The 19,771-nt window shown below is 34.5% G+C and carries 22 protein-coding genes; 14 read left to right on the plus strand and 8 right to left on the minus strand.

Going from position 1 to position 19,771, the window contains the following annotated elements; all coding sequences use genetic code 11:
* Window positions 1-28: 28 nt before the first annotated feature.
* Entirely contained in the window at window positions 29-910 is an 882-nt protein-coding gene (locus AC6H33_RS06225) for an energy transducer TonB family protein (RefSeq protein WP_497604019.1), read from the plus strand.
* Between the two features lie 7 nt (window positions 911-917).
* On the opposite strand, the gene AC6H33_RS06230 is transcribed toward AC6H33_RS06225, so the two are convergent.
* Entirely contained in the window at window positions 918-1,850 is a 933-nt protein-coding gene (locus tag AC6H33_RS06230; RefSeq protein WP_497604020.1) for an HpcH/HpaI aldolase/citrate lyase family protein, read from the minus strand.
* Window positions 1,840-2,190 (minus strand): c-type cytochrome, encoded by a 351-nt coding sequence (locus tag AC6H33_RS06235; RefSeq protein ID WP_497604021.1) that lies wholly within the window; start codon window positions 2,188-2,190, stop codon window positions 1,840-1,842. Before AC6H33_RS06235 ends, AC6H33_RS06230 begins: the two co-directional genes overlap by 11 nt.
* Window positions 2,191-2,250: 60 nt before the next feature.
* Between AC6H33_RS06235 and folD the strand changes: the two genes are divergently transcribed.
* From folD to ychF, 10 genes are all read left to right on the plus strand, one after another.
* Window positions 2,251-3,114: a bifunctional methylenetetrahydrofolate dehydrogenase/methenyltetrahydrofolate cyclohydrolase FolD gene (gene folD / locus AC6H33_RS06240; protein ID WP_497604022.1), complete on the plus strand. Its 864-nt coding sequence runs from the start codon at window positions 2,251-2,253 to the stop codon at window positions 3,112-3,114.
* On the plus strand, window positions 3,111-3,920 hold the full coding sequence (lepB, locus tag AC6H33_RS06245) for a signal peptidase I (protein ID WP_497604023.1): 810 nt from the start codon (window positions 3,111-3,113) through the stop codon (window positions 3,918-3,920). The genes folD and lepB overlap by 4 nt, the downstream gene beginning before the upstream one ends.
* Window positions 3,907-4,560 carry a site-2 protease family protein gene (locus AC6H33_RS06250; protein WP_497604024.1) on the plus strand — a complete coding sequence of 218 codons (654 nt, stop codon included), beginning with the start codon at window positions 3,907-3,909 and terminating at the stop codon, window positions 4,558-4,560. Before lepB ends, AC6H33_RS06250 begins: the two co-directional genes overlap by 14 nt.
* Before the next feature lie 13 nt (window positions 4,561-4,573).
* A complete protein-coding gene (gene rpiB / locus AC6H33_RS06255; RefSeq protein WP_497604025.1) occupies window positions 4,574-5,011 on the plus strand; it encodes a ribose 5-phosphate isomerase B in 438 nt (145 codons plus the stop codon).
* Between the two features lie 22 nt (window positions 5,012-5,033).
* Complete coding sequence (locus tag AC6H33_RS06260; protein ID WP_497604026.1) at window positions 5,034-5,366, plus strand: hypothetical protein; 333 nt, start codon at window positions 5,034-5,036, stop codon at window positions 5,364-5,366.
* A gap of 10 nt (window positions 5,367-5,376) precedes the next feature.
* Entirely contained in the window at window positions 5,377-5,925 is a 549-nt protein-coding gene (locus AC6H33_RS06265; RefSeq protein ID WP_497604027.1) for an adenine phosphoribosyltransferase, read from the plus strand.
* Window positions 5,925-7,121: a tryptophan synthase subunit beta gene (gene trpB / locus AC6H33_RS06270; RefSeq protein WP_497604028.1), complete on the plus strand. Its 1,197-nt coding sequence runs from the start codon at window positions 5,925-5,927 to the stop codon at window positions 7,119-7,121. Before AC6H33_RS06265 ends, trpB begins: the two co-directional genes overlap by 1 nt.
* A 170-nt stretch (window positions 7,122-7,291) precedes the next feature.
* Entirely contained in the window at window positions 7,292-8,707 is a 1,416-nt protein-coding gene (locus AC6H33_RS06275) for a leucyl aminopeptidase (protein WP_497604029.1), read from the plus strand.
* Window positions 8,708-8,714: 7 nt separating this feature from the next.
* On the plus strand, window positions 8,715-9,233 hold the full coding sequence (locus AC6H33_RS06280) for an RNase H family protein (protein WP_497604030.1): 519 nt from the start codon (window positions 8,715-8,717) through the stop codon (window positions 9,231-9,233).
* Between the two features lie 81 nt (window positions 9,234-9,314).
* A complete protein-coding gene (gene ychF, locus AC6H33_RS06285) occupies window positions 9,315-10,415 on the plus strand; it encodes a redox-regulated ATPase YchF (protein WP_497604031.1) in 1,101 nt (366 codons plus the stop codon).
* Between the two features lie 137 nt (window positions 10,416-10,552).
* Here ychF and AC6H33_RS06290 read toward each other — a convergent pair whose 3' ends face one another.
* From AC6H33_RS06290 to AC6H33_RS06315, 6 genes are all read right to left on the minus strand, one after another.
* A complete protein-coding gene (locus tag AC6H33_RS06290; protein ID WP_497604032.1) occupies window positions 10,553-11,836 on the minus strand; it encodes a diguanylate cyclase domain-containing protein in 1,284 nt (427 codons plus the stop codon).
* The gene (locus AC6H33_RS06295; RefSeq protein WP_497604033.1) at window positions 11,833-12,447 is read right to left on the minus strand and encodes a chemotaxis protein CheC; all 615 of its coding nucleotides are present in this window, start codon (window positions 12,445-12,447) and stop codon (window positions 11,833-11,835) included. Before AC6H33_RS06295 ends, AC6H33_RS06290 begins: the two co-directional genes overlap by 4 nt.
* A gap of 12 nt (window positions 12,448-12,459) precedes the next feature.
* Window positions 12,460-12,822, minus strand: coding sequence for a response regulator (locus AC6H33_RS06300; protein ID WP_497604034.1), 363 nt, complete (start codon window positions 12,820-12,822; stop codon window positions 12,460-12,462).
* A gap of 63 nt (window positions 12,823-12,885) precedes the next feature.
* On the minus strand, window positions 12,886-13,707 hold the full coding sequence (locus tag AC6H33_RS06305) for a phosphatidylserine decarboxylase (RefSeq protein WP_497604035.1): 822 nt from the start codon (window positions 13,705-13,707) through the stop codon (window positions 12,886-12,888).
* Between the two features lie 27 nt (window positions 13,708-13,734).
* A complete protein-coding gene (gene truD, locus AC6H33_RS06310; protein WP_497604036.1) occupies window positions 13,735-14,808 on the minus strand; it encodes a tRNA pseudouridine(13) synthase TruD in 1,074 nt (357 codons plus the stop codon).
* Between the two features lie 26 nt (window positions 14,809-14,834).
* On the minus strand, window positions 14,835-15,653 hold the full coding sequence (locus AC6H33_RS06315) for a thiamine-phosphate kinase (RefSeq protein ID WP_497604037.1): 819 nt from the start codon (window positions 15,651-15,653) through the stop codon (window positions 14,835-14,837).
* A gap of 64 nt (window positions 15,654-15,717) precedes the next feature.
* Here AC6H33_RS06315 and AC6H33_RS06320 point away from each other — a divergent pair, with 64 nt between their 5' ends.
* The 3 genes from AC6H33_RS06320 to AC6H33_RS06330 all read left to right on the plus strand — a co-directional run bounded on the left by AC6H33_RS06320 (window position 15,718) and on the right by AC6H33_RS06330 (window position 19,762).
* Window positions 15,718-16,914 carry a diguanylate cyclase gene (locus AC6H33_RS06320; protein ID WP_497604038.1) on the plus strand — a complete coding sequence of 399 codons (1,197 nt, stop codon included), beginning with the start codon at window positions 15,718-15,720 and terminating at the stop codon, window positions 16,912-16,914.
* A gap of 148 nt (window positions 16,915-17,062) precedes the next feature.
* Complete coding sequence (gene sdhA, locus AC6H33_RS06325) at window positions 17,063-18,775, plus strand: succinate dehydrogenase flavoprotein subunit (RefSeq protein WP_497604039.1); 1,713 nt, start codon at window positions 17,063-17,065, stop codon at window positions 18,773-18,775.
* A gap of 9 nt (window positions 18,776-18,784) precedes the next feature.
* Entirely contained in the window at window positions 18,785-19,762 is a 978-nt protein-coding gene (locus AC6H33_RS06330; protein ID WP_497604040.1) for a succinate dehydrogenase/fumarate reductase iron-sulfur subunit, read from the plus strand.
* Window positions 19,763-19,771: the final 9 nt, after the last annotated feature.

Consider the following 19,771-nt stretch of genomic DNA (forward strand, 5'->3'; position numbering starts at 1 on the left):
CCAAAATTTTATATCTAAATGGAACTGCTTGAATCGTTCATATTTCTCCCTATTTGTTGCTATTTTAGTACATACTTTATTGATGCTTCTTTTTTGGCTACTTGGAACTATGACGCCTGATATAAAAAAGGTAGAAAAACCAAAAGAGAATAAAATAAAACTCTCACTCAAAGAGATAGAAAAAAAAGTACAAAAAGATAATGATGGTATGAAAAAGAGTGTAGATAAAACTCCAGATATTGCTCAACCAATGCCAAAGGGAAAACAACTAAAAGAGATAACAAAGCCTCAAAAAAAAGAGCCAATAATATATGATGAAAAGAAAATATCTCAGACAAAAAGCACTCCACAATTAAATAAATCTCAAAGCACACCAAAAGAGACCCCTAAACCAAAAATAGAGCCTCTGCCTTCTACTAAGCCATATATTCCGATTGTGAAACAAGAAGATGAAAAAAAAGAGCAAAGCAACGACCCTCTTGCATGGATGCATGAGGATAAATCAGCTCAAGAGAGTAAAGAGAAAAAAACAAAAAAAACATCTGGAAGCAGTGTTGGTAACTCTGATTTAAAAGAACTTTATGGAGATGAGTTTTCAAAATTTACAGAGGGACAGCAGAAGTACCTTATAGATAATCAAGAGATTATGCGAAGGATAACTCAAGAGGTTTTAAATAGAGTAGCACAAGTAAATTTACGACATGATATGAATGTAAATAGAGTAAATATAGTTGAATTTCATCTTCATCCAAACGGCGATATGAGCGACTTTAGATTTTTACAAAATAGCGGTTATCATATACTTGACTCAACTACTCAAGAAACAATTGAATTTGCATACAGCAGATATCCAAGACCTACAGAGATGATTGTTATCAGATATAACGTATTTTATAATCTAGCGAGGTAGTGTGTCTTTAGCAATCTTTATTTAGATATGCCAAAGCACCTTTGTATATAGGCTCATCTATAAAACCAAACTCTTCATCTTCAAAACCGCTAATCCCCTCTTCTCGTTTTAGCTCAAAGAGTTTTATAATTATCTTTGCACGTTTTATCTCTGCTTCGCTGTTGGAAAAAGCTATGTTTACAAGAGAGGTTTGAGCAGGAGAGATACACCCTTTTGCTTCGTAGCCTATACTTTTTTCTAAAGATAACCACATCTCAAATTCAGGCAGTTTTTTAAACTCTTGATAAACAAACGAGACAGGTTTTACATCTATAGATTTACAGCTAATTAAAAAATGAGAGAGCATATATAAAACTGTTGGGTTTTCTCTTGTGATAAGAGTTTGAGGCAGCTTCATATCAGCAAAAAGATCTAAAATCCCAAGATAAAAAGTAGTTACTTTTTTATCAACCTTTAGCTCTAAAATATTGTTCCATGCCTCTTTCGTCTCAATTGAGAGGTGTAGCTCTATATTTTCATCCAAGAGTTCATATACAGATTCTACCTCTTTTTTATTTCTGATTTTTGGAACTCTTATAGCATCTGGCATAAATTGATTTAGATATGTTATCTCATCATATCCGCCCTCATCTAGTGCATTTACACGAACTATTAATTTTTTATCACATCTTTTGTAGTGTGAGAGAAAAATTGCACATAACACGAGCCCAAATGGTTTATCTTTCTTGCTTACGCCGTCTTCAAGATTTAAGATTATTGCGTCTGCTTCAAGAGTATCAATTTTCGTTAAATGTTTTAAATTATTGCAAGAGAGCATTAAAGCGGAGCGAAAGTCTAATCTTTTGTTTAGTGTTCTATAAGTTGGAAGAGCTAGTGCATCAAGGGCTACTAAATCTCTTGCCTCGTATGCTTGTGTTATTTCATATAAATTACTTATCACCCAAAGCGCCCTTTTTTTTCTTCTCTTGAAGATAAAAATATAGTGCTTTAATCTCTTTTTGTGTTAAAAAGTATCTTGGCATACCATTTTTTCTAACACTTAAAGCTCTATAAAATTCATTAAAATCCATGCTGTTGATACCTGGTCCAAAAAAAGTTTTTTGCTCTCTTTTATGCTCATATCTTGCAACGATTTTACCCTCTCCAAATTCACCATGACACTTATGACAACCTATACCTCTTGGATTCTTATATAGTGATGAAGAGTACTCCATTGGTGTTATAAAACTGCTTTGAGCAAAAAGGGACAATGGCAATAAAAGTAACAACATTTTTCTCATAAAAGCGACCCTTTAATATATAAAGGTATAATAACAAAAAAATAATATTATGAGGTTTAAATGCAACTTCTTGATGGAAAAGCACTCTCAGCGAAGATAGAAACAGCCGTAGCAACAGAGGTAAAAGATCTAAAAAACAGTACTGGTTTGGTTCCTGGACTTGCAGTTATCTTAGTAGGTCAAGACCCTGCAAGTGCTGCTTATGTAAATATGAAAAAAAAGGCATGTGATAGAGTCGGTTTTTACTCTGTAACACATGAGATGCCAAGTGATATATCTCAAAGTGCCATAGAAAACACAATCACTATGATGAATAACAACCCAAACATTGATGGTATTTTGATTCAGCTCCCACTTCCTGCCCAGATAGATACAACAAAAATATTAGAGCTCGTAGAGCCTAGTAAAGATGTAGATGGTTTTCATCCATATAATGTAGGAAGATTGACTACTGGTTTAGATGGTTTTGTGCCTTGTACCCCACTTGGCGTTATGGAACTTTTAAATGAGTACAACATTGACCCTAAAGGTAAAAACTGCGTAGTTGTTGGCGCATCAAACATAGTTGGAAAGCCGATGGCTGCGCTACTATTAAACGCAAATGCGACAGTTGAAGTTTGCCATATTTTTACAGATGATTTGAAAAGACACACACTATGCGCAGATATGATTTTTGTAGGAGCTGGTGTCATAAACCTTATAAAAGAAGATATGGTTAAAGATGGCGCTATCATAATAGATATCGGTATAAATCGTGCGCAAAACGGCAAACTTGTTGGAGATGCCGACTTTGAAAATGTAGCAAAAAAATGCTCATTTATAACTCCAGTTCCAGGGGGTGTGGGTCCGATGACGATCGCAATGCTCCTAAGCAATACATTAAAAGCCGCAAAAGCAAATGCAAAAATAAAAGAGGGTAAATGAAAGAACTTTTACACAAAACATACAAATTTTCAAACTCATGGACAGGAACTATTATAATTGTTCTTTTTGTTATATTTTTTATTGCTCAAGCCTTTAAAATCCCAAGCGGTTCTATGAAAGACTCTCTCTTAATCGGGGACCATCTTTTTGCTAAAAAATTTGCTTATGGTGTTTCTATGCCTCATATTCCATTTTTAGAAGTCTCTATTATGCCATGGAGTGATAGTTTGCGTCTAATGGATGGAGATAAGCCAAAACGAGGTGATATAGTGATTTTTAGACCTCCTCACAACATCAAACAACACTTCGTAAAGAGATGTGTAGCGCTTCCAAACGATGAGCTTTTTGTATCAAATAAAGATCTGTATCTTCATCATAGTGAAGGTGATGAATGGATAGAGAAGAACTTTAAAGGGTATGAGATAATTACTTTTGCAGGAAAGTTATGGGTAAAAAATCCATATACACAAAAACATCCTGGAATTCATCATGATGAAAAAATTGTAAATAATGGCAGATACCCGATGCCAATTTTTCACTTTGCACCGATTAAAGTTGATGAAGATTTCTATTTCATGATGGGTGATAACCGTGACCACTCAAACGACAGCCGTTTTTGGGGTGCAGTTCCTTATGAAAACATAGAGGGAACTCCTTGGTTTGTCTATTTTAGTATCGATGAGAACTGGGAAATTAGATGGGATAGAATCGGTAAAACACCTACTGATTTAGAAGATGCTTCTCATCTGCAAAAAGCTACCGCAGAGAGAATCAAACAAGATAAAGATGATCATGGAATCTATTGATTTATTAAAGATACTAACTGCCATCTTAGCTCTAGCCGTGGCTATTATAGGGCATGAGATAATGCATGGATGGGTTGCTTATATGTATGGCGACACAACCGCAAAAAATGCTGGAAGATTATCTATAAACCCTATCTCGCATGTTGATTTAGTTGGTACAATTATCGTTCCTGCAACTATGTATTTTTTGCCTATGCTTCTTGGAGCAGATAGTGGATTTTTATTTGGTTGGGCAAAGCCTGTTCCAATAAATATGTCAACTGTTGTAAAAAATGGCGGATACAATGCTGCTATGCAAGTTGATTTAGCTGGAATTGTTTATAACTTTACACTTGCAGCTCTTGCTTCTGTGGCTATTGTTGCTATGAATCAGCCAACGAGTGAAGACTCTTTTGTTTTACAGCTTTTAGTGATAAATGTAGTTCTTGGAGTATTCAATCTTCTTCCAATACCGCAGTTTGACGGTGCTCACTTTATCATGCACCTAAGTATGAAATATAAGGTTGATGCTATTGCAGAGTTCTTTTATAAATATGAAAGATATGGAATAATTATAGTTCTAATAATTCTTATGACACCGCTAAAAAACTTTGTGTTACTGTTACCTGTGCAGACTATTTTAGCTCTGCTATTACCATAAAATAAGGAAAATAATGAAATTTTATATCGCAACAGATCACGCTGGTTTAGACCTAAAAGAGTATACAGTAGAGCTACTAAAATGCAAAAATCATGAAGTTGTAGATCTTGGTCCTTTTTCTAAAGATAGAGTTGACTACCCTGATTATGCTACTAAAGTGTGTGAGGCTGTCTTAATTGATAAGAACTCATTTGGCATCTTAATTTGCGGTTCTGGTATAGGCATGAGTATGGCTGCAAATCGCTACTCTGGCATACGTGCTGCGCTTTGTCATGATGCATATACAGCTAGTGTTGCGCGTGGACACAATGACGCAAACGTTCTTTGTTTTGGCGAGAGAATCATAGGAAAAGGTGTAGCTGAGTCTATCATAGATGCTTGGATTGCAGGATGTTTTGAGGGCGGTCGTCATGAAGGCCGTGTTGCAAAAATAGAAGCAATAAACGCTTAAATTGCCTACTTAAGGAAAAAATATGTTTTTGGAATGGTCACTTTTAACACTATTATCGGCATTAGCTATCTACCTTTTTGTAAAGATGTTTTACTTCAAAAGTATCACTAACAAAGAAAAAAGAAGTAATGACTTGATGAAACTCACCCTTCAAGAGGCAGAGATACTCATAAGAAAGTATCAGATTCAACTTCAGCGCGCTCTTGGTAATGTTGATATTTTGAGTGATGAATTAACAAAACTTAGAAATGAACTTAAAGTTTTAAAACAGAGAAATACAAAACATAGACAAGAGACAGACCGTCTAAACAATAAAATAAAAGCACTAGAGAGTCGTATAGACGCTCTACTTTAGAGGATAGATTATGACATTAAGCAACTTAGAGAGAAAAATAATAGAAGAGTCAATAAGAGATATAAAAGATTTTCCGCAAGAGGGAATTATTTTTAAAGATATAACAACCCTTTTAAACAATGCAGAAGCTTTTGGTGTCACTATGAATCATCTTTACCAAAAATACAAAGAGTACAATTTAGATTATGTAGCAGGAATTGATGCAAGAGGCTTTATCTTTGGTGCGGCTCTTGCACAGATGCTGGGAATTGGTTTTGTGCCAATTCGCAAAAAAGGGAAACTTCCATACACAACCATAAGTGAGAAGTATTCACTTGAATATGGCTTTGATGAAGTTGAAGTTCATCTGGATGCTTTTAGTGCAAAACCAAACGCTAAAGTGCTTCTCATTGATGATTTGATAGCTACTGGCGGAACAGCAAATGCAGCTGTAAAGCTTATAAATCAAACAGGTGCATCATGTGTAGAGGCTTGTTTTATCATATGCCTTGGTTTTTTAGACGGATATAAAAAATTACAAGAGTTAACTGAAGTTTACTCATTAGTAGAGGTAAAATAATGTACATTCCATCAGCTTCAAAATTTGATCCAAAAAATGGACATTTCGGTATATTTGGCGGTAGATATGTTCCCGAAACTCTCATGCCTGCACTTTTAAAACTAGAGCAAGAGTATGAAAAAATCCGCTTTGACAAAGATTTTTGGGCAGAGGTAGATTACTATCTTGTAGATTATGTTGGCCGCCCTTCCCCGCTTTACTATGCAAAAAATATATCTGATGAGCTTGGCGCAAAGATTTATCTTAAGAGAGAAGACTTAAACCATACTGGAGCGCATAAAGTAAACAATGTTATCGCTCAAGGTCTTATGGCAAAACGTCTTGGATATAAAAAAATCATAGCTGAAACTGGTGCAGGTCAGCACGGTGTTGCAACTGCTACTATCTGCGCACTTCTTGATTTGGAGTGTGAGATTTTTATGGGTGCAAAAGATGTTGCACGTCAAGAGCTAAATGTATTTCGTATGAAACTTCTTGGCGCTAAAGTAAATAGCGTTGAGAGTGGAAGTAAAACTCTTAAAGACGCTATGAACGATGCAATTCGTCACTGGGTAACAAATGCAAGAGACACATTTTATATCATCGGAACGGTTGCAGGTCCTCACCCATATCCTATGATGGTTAGAGATTTTCAAGCAATCATTGGATATGAAGCAAGAGCTCAGATACTTGAAAAAGAGGGTCGTTTACCAGACCATGTTATAGCATGTATTGGCGGTGGAAGCAATGCGATAGGGATGTTTCAACACTTTTTAGAAGATAAAGAAGTTGAGTGTATCGGTATAGAAGCTGGTGGACATGGCATAGAGACACTAGAACATGGATGCTCACTTGAAAAAGGAAGAGCTGGAGTTCTTCATGGACAGATGAGCTATCTTTTGCAAGATGAAGATGGGCAGATTCAAGAAGCGTACTCTATCTCAGCTGGACTTGATTACCCTGGAATTGGGCCTGAACACGCATTTCATTTTGAGAATAAAAGCGTAAGTTATAATCATGCAACAGATAAAGAAGCCCTAGATGCCTTTGTTTGGTTATCACGCAAAGAGGGAATCATACCAGCGTTTGAAAGTGCCCACGCAGTGGCTTATCTTAAAAAAATGCCAAATATAAAAGGTAAACTAATCATAGTAAACCTATCTGGTCGCGGCGATAAAGATATGATTCAAGCAAAAAATATTTTAAAGTTTGATTGATAAAAGTTCTTATTTAATAGTTTAGATTCTTAGTATTGTAGATAACGCTAATTCGACAAATAAGTGTAACAAAAAAAGTTTTGTAGGCATTTAAAACTAAAACATTTTAGTAAATATAAATTTATAATTATTAGATAGACTTACATTAAAAATCAAGGTAATAGTAAAAAATGAATATTAAACTAATCGAAAAAGAACTAAACGAAGTATCGGCAGATGTAAATGTAATTTTTGTAAAAAAAGATGAATTAGCAGAGTGTGAACATGCGGATATCTTAGAGAAAGCTGGGTTTAAGGCAGAGCAAGAGAGTATCTGTTTTTTATACGAGAGAGGATTACTCTTCTGTGGAGTTGATAGCAAAAAAAGTGATGATATTAGAGCTGCAACAGCTGTTGTTATAAAAGCGCTAAAGAGTTCAAACTTTAAATCTGCAAAAATTTCAATCTTGAGCAAATCAGTTATTACTGCTCTTGTTGAGGGCGTTGTACTTGGCGGATATGAGTTTAATGACTATAAATCAGAGCCTAAAAAATCAGCGTTTGAAGAGATTTTCTTAGTATCTAATGATTTGGATTATACTAAAGTTGAAGAGAGTTTTGCTGAGGCTCTAATAGTAGCAAATGCTACAAATTTTACTCGTGATATAGTAAACAAAGCACCACAAGAGATTAACCCTCAAACGCTTAGCGGTGTTGCAAAAGAGTTGGCAAAAGAGAACTCTTTAGAGTGTAACATCCTAAACGAAGATGCTCTAGCAAAAGAGAATATGGGTGCAATGCTTGCAGTTGGACGTGCTTCAATTCATGAAAGTGCACTGATTCATCTAGCATATAAACCGCAAAATCCTAAAAAAATTATCACACTTGTTGGAAAAGGTTTAACATACGATAGCGGCGGACTTAGCCTAAAAGCTGCTACTTCTATGGTAACTATGAAAATGGATAAGGCTGGTGCTTGTGCAGTTTTAGGAATTATCAAAGCTGTAAGTGAGTTAAAGCTTGATGTTGAAGTTCATGCATTTATCGGTGCAGTTGAAAATATGATTGGCGGAAATGCTTACAAACCTGATGATGTTTTAGTCTCAAGAAGTAAAACTACTATTGAAGTCAGAAACACTGATGCTGAGGGTCGTTTGGTCTTAGCAGACGTTCTTGATTATGCACAAGATGCGGTTAAATCAGATTATATCTTTGACTTTGCAACACTAACAGGTGCTTGTATGGTGGCTCTTGGTCAATACACAACAGGCTTGATGGGACACTCTCATAAGTTAAAGCACGATATATCTCGCGCAGGTAGCGAATCTGGAGAGTTGATAAGTTCACTTCCATTTAATAGCCACCTTAAAAAACTTCTAAAGAGTGAAATAGCAGACATAAGCAATACCTCTTCAAAGCCTTATGGCGGAGCCATCACTGCTGGACTATTTTTAGATAAATTTATCCGTCAAGAGAATAAAAATAAGTGGATGCACTTTGATATAGCTGGGACAGCATATACGGAAGCTGCGTGGGATTGTAACGTTTATGGCGGAACTGGCGCTGGAGTTCGCCTTATGTGTGAGTTCATTAAAGAGATAAAATAAATCATATATGCTTTATGTAGATAGATTAAAACCAACATTTTTTCTATTTACAGATGCAAGTGCAAGTCCGCAGACAAATATCGGCTATGGAGCATATATGCTCTTAGCCGAGTATGAGTTTAACACTCCATACCCTCAAGATAAAATCCTAACAAGAAGATTTATAAATACAACTTCATCAAAACTTGAACTGCAAAGTTTAATATGGGCGCTTGGCAAGATTAAGTTTAAAAAACGAAAGATTATAATCTATACAGACTCACAAAATATCATCTCTCTCCTTGATAGAAAAGAGAAGCTTATAAAAAATGGCTTTATGAACAAAAAAGCAGAGCTCTTAAAAAACCACAAACTCTACAAAAGATTTTTTAAACTCATAACATGCAATGATTGTGATCTTATAAAAGTCAAAGGTCATAAAAAGAGTGAAGACAAAGATAGTGTTGATAAGCTTTTTACACTTGTAGATAGAGCCTCAAGAGATGCGCTAAGAGCAGAATTACGAAATAAACCTCCTAAAATTTAGAAGCTAAACGCTATCTTATGACTCTCTATGCTTATTTTAGCTAAAATACAAAACTAATTAATAATATAAAAAAGGTCAATTATGGGTTTAAGTATCGGTCTTGTAGGACTTCCAAACGTAGGTAAATCAACAACTTTCAACGCACTCACAAAAGCGCAAAATGCAGAAGCGGCAAACTACCCGTTTTGTACAATTGAGCCAAACAAAGCAGTAGTTCCTGTTCCAGACAACAGACTTCAAGCTCTTGCAAAGATAGTAAATCCAGAGAGAATACAGTACTCAACACTAGATTTTGTTGATATCGCAGGTTTGGTTAAAGGTGCTAGTAAAGGCGAGGGTTTAGGAAATAAATTTTTATCAAATATTCGCGAAACAGAAGTTATCCTACATATCGTTAGATGTTTTGAAGATGACAATATAGTTCATACAGAAGCTAGTATCGACCCGTTAAGAGACGTTGAGATTATAGAGGGCGAACTTATTTTAGCTGATATAGAAGTTTTACAAAACAGAGCAGACAGACTAAAAAAACAGGCAAAAACAGATAAAACTGCTGCTGCTCTTTTAGCTCTGGCAGAGGAACTTTTAGAGTATTTGGCAGATGGAAATTTAGCTAGAAACTTTCACAAATGTGATAGCGAAGAGTACAAACAGCTAAACCACGAAGTAAGACTTTTAACAGGTAAAGAGATAATGTATGGAGCAAATGTTGATGAAGATGGTCTGCTAGAAGATAGCGATTTTGTTATCAAACTAAAAGAACATGCTGCTAAAAACAACTGCGAACTTATAAAGCTTTGCGCAAAGATTGAAGAGGAACTGATAGGTCTTAGTGATGAAGAAGCTGCAGAGTTTTTAAGCTCACTTGGTGTTGAAGAGTCAGGTCTTAGTCAAATCATACAAAAAGGATTTGATAAACTAGGTCTTATGAGCTACTTTACAGCTGGTGTTAAAGAGGTTCGTGCATGGACTATCCGTAAAAATACAACAGCACCAAGAGCAGCAGCTGTTATCCATAATGACTTTGAAAAAGGCTTTATCCGCGCCGAAGTTATCGCATATAATGACTATATTGCATGTGGCGGAGAGAACAAAGCTAAAGATGCTGGAAAGATGCGCTTAGAGGGCAAAGAGTATATAGTTCAAGATGGCGACATAATGCACTTTAGATTTAATCTTTAATGTTACACAACACAACAAACTGGGAGAGACAAAAGTCCCTTCCAACCCACTGAAGCTACGAAAAAAAGAATTTTTCGAGAATTATAAGAACTTTTGTACGCTTTTTTTACGAAAGTACATAAGGTCAGTTTATCTCTCTATTTCAGAACTACTCTATTTCTACCGCTATTCTTTGCTTCGTAAAGGGCATCATCAGCTCTTTTAAATATCTCTTTTGAGTCTTCACCTGCGATATATTTTGTTAAACCAAAAGATGCTGTAACTTTTATATCTTTTTTGATGATACTTTTTTCAATATTTACTCTAATTTTTTCTACAATTATCTCTGCTTCATCAATAGTTATATTTTTAAGCATGATTACAAACTCTTCTCCACCCCATCTTGCAACAAGATCATTATCTCTAAGTGAAGATTTGAGTGTTTTAGCTACAGACACAAGAGCTTCATCACCCACTTGATGTCCATATGTATCATTTATAGATTTAAAATGATCTATATCTACAAGCACTAAAATAAAATCACTATCAACTTTTCTTTGATGCTTAACAATCATATTTATTGTTTCATCAAAGTGAGCACGGTTGTATAGTTTTGTAAGAGAATCTGTAATATAGAGTTCTGCAAGAAGCTTCTCATTAGTTATATCGTGATACACAGCGCTAAATTCATGAATCTCTCCATGTGTATCAAAAATTGGCATTATTCTTGATTGTAGCCACTTCTCTTGAGCCCTTAAGCCTTTATATTTCAGCTCTCCATTCCAAGGTTTTTTATTTTTGATAGTTTCCCAAAGTTCTTTATAAATTAGTTCTGAGACGTCATCTGATTTAAAAATAGATATATTTTTACCTATAATCTCATCTCTTTGAATATCAAAAGAGCTACAAAAGAAGCTGCTGACATCTTTAATAATTCCATTTACAGAAGTTTTCATAATCATAATATTTTTATCGATTATCTCTCTATCTGCTTCTAGTTTTTGATTTAGTTTATTTACTGTATTCATCTCTTTTTTTATCAACAGTTTTGCTTCAAAGAGCTCACTAATATCATAAATAGAGATCATAACTCTATTCTCAGAAGCAATATATGGAGATATAGTAACTTGTTGCTGCATTAGCTTAAGTGAAGATGTTGTTACTTTATTGCGATTTATAGATATAAATTTTTTACTGCTGTTTGTATCATAAAAAGTAGGTGTGCCAATCGTTAGTGCAGTTTTAATCTTTCTATAAAGGACTTTATAGTTTATATCTGGATAAAACTCTTGTAAATTTTTACCTACAATATCTTCTTTATTGATTTGAGTATTTATAGCAAGCCATCTGTTCCAGTAGTTTACAACAAAGTGTTCATCAATTATCATATGCCCATTTTCTAATGAGTCTAGCAAGACATCAGGATATCTAATCTCAATCATCCATAAATCTCTTCTATTTTTTTGTCAATCAATACCTTCAAGCTCTCTATAGCTTCATCTTTTGTCAATATATAAATATTGCCTACAATCTGTTGATCTTTAAAATCTAAAATTGTACTAATTATTATAATTTTTGAGTACTCAACAACATCTTCTTCATCTACTATCGAAGCAGAGTCTAAAAACTGCAGTGATGGAACAAAAAACTGTACTTGAGTGCTTAGCTCTTCAGTCAGCCTACTTACTATTGTTGATGTTAGTATGTTTGTGAGCTCTATAACTGCATCATTTATTTCATCAAAAGATGGGTTTTCTATGCCATAGAGGTATCTTCCAAGATTCATTGATGAATCTTCGCTGATAACAAACATACACTCTCCGCCAAACTTACCAGTAAAGAGCTGTTTTGATACAAAATACATTGATCTCATATCTATAGATTCTTGAATTTTAGCCCCAAGTTCATTACTATTACAAATATCTATCTTAGGGATATGCATAGTTCCAAAAGCATCTAATAAACTTGCCATACTAGCTGTAGCTGCCCCAATTGAGACGTTCATAAACTCTCTTAGTGCATCAAGTTGGTCTTCATTAAATTGTAAATTCAATACATTTTACCTCTATAACAATAAGTCGTGTTCAAAAATTTGCACCATAATATCAACATTTATTGGTTTTGGATACATATTTTTAGCACCTGCGACTAAAACTCTTAGCTTTGCTTCACTTTGAATATCTGCGCTTACAACTATAACCTGAGCATCTTTGTCTATCTCTCTTATCCTCTTTAGTGCCTCATAGCCATCCATGACTGGCATAGTAAGATCTAAAAAAACAACATCTGGACGCTCTTGTTTATAGAACTCAACAGCCTCTAGTCCGTTTGTTGCTTGGATAAGTTCTGCATTTGGATGCACCTCTTTGAGACTTTTTATAACGCCCATTCTGGCTATTTTTGAATCATCTACAATCAAGACTTTCAATAAATACCTCTTTTTTTTTATCTTTTGTAAGTTAATTGTATGATACTTTTAATTAACTACGCTTTAGTATTTTAATTTTGCTATATTTTGAGCAAATTTAACATTGTCACCTGCTTTTACATTAAGCTCCAACATCTCTTTTTCGGCCAATATTACTATGGTTGAACCCATCTCAAAACAGCCAAAATCATCGCCTTTATTAAGGTTTAAATTTTCATAACTATAAAGAGTGCTTTTTTGTGCGTCTACATTTGTCTTTATCTTTGGCTCAAATGAAACCTGCATAACACCGACATTTAATGCACTAACAAGCACCATATAAAATCTCTTTTTTGAAGCGCTCTCACAAAGCAAAATAACTCTCTCGTTCTCTATAAAAAGATTGATTCTTTTTTTAAGAGATGGCATATTGACTGGATAAAATTTTCCTGGTATATGAACAGCTTTTAAAACTTTTAAATTTGTCGGTATATGATAACGATGGTAATCTTTTGGCGAGAGGTAGAAGTTTACAAAAGTTCCACTCTCTACTAACTCTTTTTCCTCTTTTGTAAAATGCTCTCCCAAGAGTTCATCACTTCTGTATCTCATCCCTTTTATTTGCAGAGCATACTCTTTATCTAAATTTCCACACTCAGAAATCAAAGAATCACATGGAGAGATAAAATCCTCACTATCAAGTGAATAAGCTCTAGGCTCTCTTAGTTTTCTAGTAAATAGAGCATTTAAGCTTTTATATGTACTTGCGTCATGGAACTCTCTCATGTCAAGTCCCATTATGTTTACATAACCGCTGTTTATAAAATTTTGTATCGGTTTTGCAAACTCTTTATTTGCAAATTTACCAAAAGCTTGTGATAAAGCTGATGTTATATGTTTTTTCATGACTTACTCTCCTTAATCTCTATTTTTCTAAAGAAGCTTACGCTTTGCTATCTCTTCTATAAGAACTGTTGCGTAACAACCCTTTGGAAGATAAAAATTTAACTCATATTGTGCTTCTTCATTTTTATATCTTCCATCAATATCTTTAGGAAAAACCCAAGCGTATCTTCTTGTGCCATCTTCATTTATCTCATCATCAAAATCTTTTTCTATCTCTCTTGATAAACCAGTTGAGAGCTTTGCTTTTTTACCGCATAAAAGCCCAGTTACAGTTATATCTTTTGCATTAAATCTATCCAAATCATGCTCTTGTGAAGCAAATTCAAAAAGTCTTCCATATGGATAATGTTCCATAATATCCCCGCTAATTAGTTTAAAAGGGTGTTTTTGTGCTTTCATTTTAAGAAGTTCATCTTTAGGCATATTTAAAAGTGGCTCTAACTCTTTTACTTCAAAATTTTGAATTAAATTATTTATCTCTAGCCTTCTACTTAACCAAAGATTAAAAAGGTGGCTCTGATATGCACTGATAAGAAGCTGTTTTACTTTTGGATTTCTCTCTTTTTTCTCGCCTTTTGCAATTAGTTCACCATCAATATGGTTATTTCCATCTGTGCCAAATCTTTGATAACCAAAGTAATTAGGCATACCAAAAGAGGCTATATTTTTTAGTGCTTCATCTATTTTTTGAGCTGAAGTAGGATTTACTTTTTTTAGTTTTATGTAAAATTTATTTCCATTTAGATGCCCTATTCTTATCTTGTTATTGTGATAAGTTTTAGATAGTATTTTTACATCCTCGTGTTCAAACGTATCCATCTTTTCTTCATACTTTTTATGCAAAGAAATATACTGTTTTGTCATAGCGTGTTTATCTTTTAGCCCTGCATAACCTATCTCTTTATTTTTTATACCTAAATATTTTGCTATCATAGATACAAGCTCAAGAGTTGAGATTCCTTTTTTTCTAACAAAAAGAACAAGATGCTCACCCTCACCACAAAACTCATAAAGAGGTACTTCTTCGACAACAAAATCTCTTGGTGTCTGCTTAAAATGAAAATCTATACTTGAATGAGAGAGCGAATAAAATCTATCCATAATGTTCCTGTCTTTTTTAGTTTTTTTTAAAAATGATGCGCTTTGCATCTGTTTTTGTAAGCTTTTCTTACACACTCTCCGATAATATTTATAGGAGTTCTACTTAGTTTTGCACGCCTTAGAAGAGTTTTTTTAAATCTTCTGTCAAATCCAAAGAGCATCTCATACTCTTCACCGCTGCACCCTACTCTTGTTTGAATCTTTTTATAAAATTTAAAACCAATCCCAGAAGCAGAAGATAGCTTTTGTAAGTCGCTAAAAATCCCATCTGATATATCCATACCAACTCTGAGAAAGCGTCTATTTTCATAGATAAATTTATCTCGCAGAGCTATATTTACAAACTTGGAGTTTATGTTGATTTTTCCTAAATTCATCAATTTTTTAAGCTCTTTTGCACTCCTGCCAAGAGTTCCACTGTAAGCTATCAAATCGCCTTTTTTTAGACCTTTTCTCATCAACGGCCTAATAGTTTTTGAGATAACTGTTACAGTTATGTCAAGCTTTGTATTACCTATCGTATCTCCGCCAATAATCTCTACTCCATATTTAGCACAAGCATCTTGAAATCCTCTGGCTAAATCTCTCATTTGAGATTTTGTGATACTTTTTGGCATAGCTACACTAAGAAGTGCATATTTTGGTACAGCATTCATAGCAATAGCATCCGAGATATTTACTATCATAGCTTTGTAACCTATCTGATAGTGGCTCAGCCAACTTGTTTTAAAATGAATATTTTCAAAAAAAGCATCTTTTGAATAGACCATGCCATCTATAAAAGCACCGTCATCACCGATATTTATACTTTTAAATTGTGAGATAAAATAGTTTTCTAAATTCAACAAATCTTCTTAAAATATATGATAAAATAACTCCTTATTATACCATCTATATCAGGAAACCTTTATGAAACACTCTATAAAAAATATTTTTAAGAATCTTTCTATATTTTTTGTACTTGCGACCATATTCGCTGGTTTTGGTGTACTTGTAGCGATAGACCATACAAGCTCATACACAAAAGTAGAGAATCTTACAAATCAAAAAACTATTATTTTAGAGATTTTAAATCTTTCAAAAGAGAGTATTGAGATATCGCTTATCAAACTTCAAGGTAAAACAACACAGCTTAGATATGACGTTGAGAAGCTTCACTCTTTATATGAATACAGTATATTAGAAAAACTTTTACTCTCTAATTCAAAGGAGTATCTTAGCGATTTAGATACTCTAGATAAGTTAAGAGTTGATTTTACAAAAAAGGCTGATGCTTATTACAATAGTTCTCTTGATTCAGAGATACATATAAATGAGTTGCAAGAGAGTTTTAACTCTTTAAACAGCCATATAACCGCCATTATTATCAGATCTATATACTATGATCAAGCCAAATTCAATGTGCATAAAAAAGTGACATACTTTGCTTTTTTAGTAATTTTATTTGCAACTCTTTGGTATAGAAAAAGATTGGCTTTGATTTATAAAGATTTAGAATTTTTAAATAATGTAAACCTGCAACGTTATGAGACATTTTCACAAGAAGCAGAATCTATTTCACTAAAAATAAAAAGAAAGCCTGTTATAGCAGAAAATCCCGCTATGCTTGATGCAGTAACTGGAATCAATAACCTAAAAGGGATGATGAACTCTTACTCTGAGAGAAAAGGTATCAAAGATAGCAACTTTACATCTGTGACAGTTTTTGAAGTAGATAACTTCTCTAAAACAAACAAAGCATACTCTCAAGAACTAACTCAGAGCATACTTAAGAAAATCGCATTTTCTATTTCTCTGCATGAACAGTTAACTGACGTAATAGCACGAACTGACTACAATCAATTTACCGTTATTTTATCAAGAGCAACTAAAGATATATTATTTAAAGATGCTGAGAACATACGCCAAAGCATCTCTGAACTAAAATTAAACTCTGCAGAAATGGGAGATATTGAACTCTCTATTAGTGGTGGACATGTAATTAAACCAAACAATCTCTCACTAGAAGAGGCAATAAGACAAGCTAAGAAAGTTTTACTTCATGCTCAAAAAACATCTAAAAACAGAATTTCTCAAGTAAAAGATTTAGCACATAGCGAATTGTGAGAAAAATTTTCACACTTCGCTATTTTCCACCATCTTAATGTGACGCATTAAGTAACATCTTCTTGTTAGAAAAACACTTTTTATTATACACAAAGGCTAAAAACAGTACAATCCACCTTATTTTATTACATTTAACAAAGGAAAGCTAATGGGTATTCCTATTTATACTTACGATGCTATTGTTGTTGGTGCAGGCCTTGCTGGTTGCGCTGCTGCAAGAGAACTACAAATTGCAGGAAAGAAAGTTGCTGTAATTACAAAACTTCATCCTCTTAGAAGTCATTCAGGAGCTGCTCAAGGCGGTGTTAACGCTGCGTTTAGCGATAAAGACAGTGTTGAACTTCATGAGTTTGATACAGTAAAAGGAAGTGACTATTTAGCTGACCAAGATGCTGTTGAATTCATGTGTAAAAATGCGCCAGAAACTATCCGCTGGATAGAGAGAATGGGTGCTGCTTTTAGTAGAACTCCTGATGGCAAAATTGCTCAACGTCCTTTTGGTGGGCAGTCATCACCTCGTGCATGTTACGCAAAAGACAGAACTGGATTAACACTTCTTCAAACTATTTATGAACAAGCATTTCGCGCTGGAGTAAAGTTCTGGGATGAGTGGTACGTAGCTGATATTATATACAAAGATGGCAAAGTATCTGGTGTAATTGCTTTTAACCTAAGAGATTTACAAATTGCTATTTTTAATGCAAAATCAGTAATGTTTGCAACTGGCGGTTATGCTCGTTCATACAAAATTAATTCAAACGCACACGCAAATACTGGTGATGGATTATCAATCGTTGCTCGTCATGGACTTCCTCTTGAAGATATGGAGTTTGTACAGTTCCATCCATCTGGATTATCTGGAAATGGTGTTCTAATCTCTGAAGCAGCTCGTGGTGAGGGTGGACGTCTGTTCAACTCAAATGGCGAGAGATTTATGGAGAAATACGCTCCTAACGCAATGGAACTTGCAAGCAGAGATGTTGTAAGCCGTGCCATTTTAAATGAGATACGCGAAGGTCGTGGTGTAGGACCTAGAAAAGATGCTGTTTATCTTGATGTAACACATCTCGGACGTGATTTAATTATGGAGAGATTACCTGAACTTCGTGATTTAGCTATCACTTTCTTAGGGCTTGATATGATAAAAGAGCCTATTTTAATCTCTGCAACTGCTCACTACTCAATGGGTGGAATTCCTGTAAATATCGCAGGAAACGTACGTAAAAACAACACTGAGTTTGTAGAAGGATTCTATGCGGCTGGTGAGTGTTCATGTGTTTCAGTTCATGGTGCAAACCGTCTTGGTGCAAACTCAGTTCTTGAGGCACTTTTATTTGGTCGTTATGTTGGTAAAACGATGGTTGAAGAGATAGATAAAATCTCTCTAAGAGTTGCAACCACAAATGATGCAAAGATCGCAATAGAGGAGATAAACTCTATTTTAGATAATAACGGAAGCGAGACTATACCAAACTTAAGAGAAGAGCTACAGCAGTGTATGACTGCAAATGCTGGAGCCTTTAGAACAAAAGAGACTTTAGAAATTGCTGTTGCGAAAGTAAAAGAGTTAAGAGAAAGATTTAAAAATATACGTATTAAAGATAAATCAAAAGTATTCAACACTGAGCTTCAAGAAGCTATTGAATTTGGTCATATGATTGACTACTCTGCATTTATAGTTGAGAGTGCGATTGCTAGAAATGAGAGTCGTGGAGCTCACTATAGAGAAGATTTTATAGATCGCGATGATGAGAACTTCCTAAAACACACTATGGCTTACATGGAAAAAAATGGAAATATTTCACTTGATTATATGCCTGTCAAACTCGGTAAGCACGAACTAAAAGCAAGAAATTATTAAGGAGCACTAATGAGTACAAATAAAATTAGCACACAAAAAGTAAATTTCAAAGTGTTTCGTTTTAATGCTGATGTAGATTATCTTCCGTACTATGAAAACTATACTATGGATGTAACTTCTGAAGAGGTTGTTTTAGATGTTTTAAACAGAATAAAATGGGATCACGATGGAAGTTTTTCATATAGAAGAAGCTGTCGCCACGGTATCTGTGGAGCATGTGCCATTAAAGTAAATGGTCGCTCTACTCTTGCATGTAAAGAGAGTATGACAACTATGGTTGAGTATTTTGGAAACGAGATAACTCTTGAGCCACTAAGCACAAAAAGAGCCGTAAAAGATATGATTATCGATAAAGGTGATTTTTGGGAAAAGCATGCCGCAGCTACACCTTATCTTGTTGCAGATATAGATGAATGCCCTTCTTGCGAAAACCTTGTATCACCTCATGATGCTGAAGAGTTGGATGAGGCAGATTTATGTATTCAATGTGGTGCATGTCACTATGCATGTCCTGTTGTAGAGATAAACAGCGACTTCTTCGGCCCTGCGGCATTTGCAGCGGCTTACCGTTTTGAATCAGATGTGCGTGATAACGATAAACAAAGACTTATAGATGTAAATGAAGAGAAACAAGGTGTTTGGGATTGTGTTAAATGTTTTGAGTGTGCAGAAGTGTGTCCAAAAGATATAAATCCAATTGATAAAATTACAAAACTTCACCAAATGGCATTTAAGAGAGGTGTTGCAAAAAACAATGTTGCAACTCGTCATGCAGTTGGATTCTTGCACTCTATCAAAAAACACGGTATGCTTGATGAAGGCGGCTTAGTGCTCTACTCTGAGGGAGCTCACATAGTAAAACATATTCCTGTTGCACTTCAAATGTTTAGAAAAGGCAAAATTGTAATGCCTTGGAATATGCCAAAATCTGATAATTTAGATGAGATTCAAAAACTTATCAAATCATCATCAACAGTAAAGTTCTAGGAGTAATAT

The organism is Sulfurimonas limnophila, from assembly GCF_059705345.1.

What these genes read in the sequence shown, in the direction of transcription:
- AC6H33_RS06235 (WP_497604021.1), bottom strand. Translation starts at nt 2,190, where the DNA reads ATGAGAAAAATGTTGTTACTTTTATTGCCATTGTCCCTTTTTGCTCAA.
- folD (WP_497604022.1), top strand. Translation starts at nt 2,251, where the DNA reads ATGCAACTTCTTGATGGAAAAGCACTCTCAGCGAAGATAGAAACAGCC.
- lepB (WP_497604023.1), top strand. Translation starts at nt 3,111, where the DNA reads ATGAAAGAACTTTTACACAAAACATACAAATTTTCAAACTCATGGACA.
- AC6H33_RS06250 (WP_497604024.1), top strand. Translation starts at nt 3,907, where the DNA reads ATGGAATCTATTGATTTATTAAAGATACTAACTGCCATCTTAGCTCTA.
- rpiB (WP_497604025.1), top strand. Translation starts at nt 4,574, where the DNA reads ATGAAATTTTATATCGCAACAGATCACGCTGGTTTAGACCTAAAAGAG.
- AC6H33_RS06260 (WP_497604026.1), top strand. Translation starts at nt 5,034, where the DNA reads ATGTTTTTGGAATGGTCACTTTTAACACTATTATCGGCATTAGCTATC.
- AC6H33_RS06265 (WP_497604027.1), top strand. Translation starts at nt 5,377, where the DNA reads ATGACATTAAGCAACTTAGAGAGAAAAATAATAGAAGAGTCAATAAGA.
- trpB (WP_497604028.1), top strand. Translation starts at nt 5,925, where the DNA reads ATGTACATTCCATCAGCTTCAAAATTTGATCCAAAAAATGGACATTTC.
- AC6H33_RS06275 (WP_497604029.1), top strand. Translation starts at nt 7,292, where the DNA reads ATGAATATTAAACTAATCGAAAAAGAACTAAACGAAGTATCGGCAGAT.
- AC6H33_RS06280 (WP_497604030.1), top strand. Translation starts at nt 8,715, where the DNA reads ATGCTTTATGTAGATAGATTAAAACCAACATTTTTTCTATTTACAGAT.
- ychF (WP_497604031.1), top strand. Translation starts at nt 9,315, where the DNA reads ATGGGTTTAAGTATCGGTCTTGTAGGACTTCCAAACGTAGGTAAATCA.
- AC6H33_RS06290 (WP_497604032.1), bottom strand. Translation starts at nt 11,836, where the DNA reads ATGATTGAGATTAGATATCCTGATGTCTTGCTAGACTCATTAGAAAAT.
- AC6H33_RS06305 (WP_497604035.1), bottom strand. Translation starts at nt 13,707, where the DNA reads ATGAAAAAACATATAACATCAGCTTTATCACAAGCTTTTGGTAAATTT.
- truD (WP_497604036.1), bottom strand. Translation starts at nt 14,808, where the DNA reads ATGGATAGATTTTATTCGCTCTCTCATTCAAGTATAGATTTTCATTTT.
- AC6H33_RS06320 (WP_497604038.1), top strand. Translation starts at nt 15,718, where the DNA reads ATGAAACACTCTATAAAAAATATTTTTAAGAATCTTTCTATATTTTTT.
- sdhA (WP_497604039.1), top strand. Translation starts at nt 17,063, where the DNA reads ATGGGTATTCCTATTTATACTTACGATGCTATTGTTGTTGGTGCAGGC.
- AC6H33_RS06330 (WP_497604040.1), top strand. Translation starts at nt 18,785, where the DNA reads ATGAGTACAAATAAAATTAGCACACAAAAAGTAAATTTCAAAGTGTTT.